The sequence below is a fragment of the Rhodococcus sp. C3V genome, from assembly GCF_029269915.1.
Classification (GTDB): domain Bacteria; phylum Actinomycetota; class Actinomycetes; order Mycobacteriales; family Mycobacteriaceae; genus Rhodococcus_F; species Rhodococcus_F qingshengii.
Genome location: NZ_JARJBE010000090.1, coordinates 1 through 426, shown reverse-complemented (window position 1 = coordinate 426; position 426 = coordinate 1). Strand labels below are relative to the sequence as shown.

Sequence of the window (426 nt, the reverse complement as noted above, 5' to 3'; positions counted from 1 at the left end):
GTAGTTGATAGTCACAAGGATGGTAAGTTAGTCTACTATTTTATTAAAAATATCAAAATCTTAAATCTTATGGAGCTTGGCGTAAATTTTAAAGAAGAGGTGCTAGCATGAGTGAGAAAATGACCGAAAAAACCTATCGAATAGAAGGATTAAGCTGTACAAATTGTGCAGGTAAATTTGAAAAAAATGTAAAGCAGTTGCCAGGAGTTACGATACCGGTGACCTTGTTGTTGATCAACGTGCCACCGGCAACACCGGCATTGACCTTCACCTGATAAGTCAAAACAACAGACTTACCCGGCTCCAGAACACCAGTCCACGAGAGCGCCGTCCCCGAGAGCGTCGGAGCAGCGGCAGCAGCACCGTCGACTGTCGCCTTGAGCGAACCGTCCACCAACGTCGCGTTGTCGAGAACCTTCGACAGAT

The 426-nt window shown here is 45.8% G+C and carries 1 protein-coding gene and 1 pseudogene; one reads left to right on the top strand and one right to left on the bottom strand.

Translation table 11 applies throughout. The features are described 5' to 3' along the window. Positions 1–111, top strand: a pseudogene (locus P3G66_RS31925) (transcriptional regulator); the annotation flags it as partial. A 22-nt stretch (positions 112–133) separates the two neighbouring features. Here P3G66_RS31925 and P3G66_RS31920 read toward each other — a convergent pair. Then, positions 134–426: hypothetical protein (locus P3G66_RS31920; protein ID WP_276117901.1), on the bottom strand; the 293-nt coding region annotated here is incomplete at its 5' end.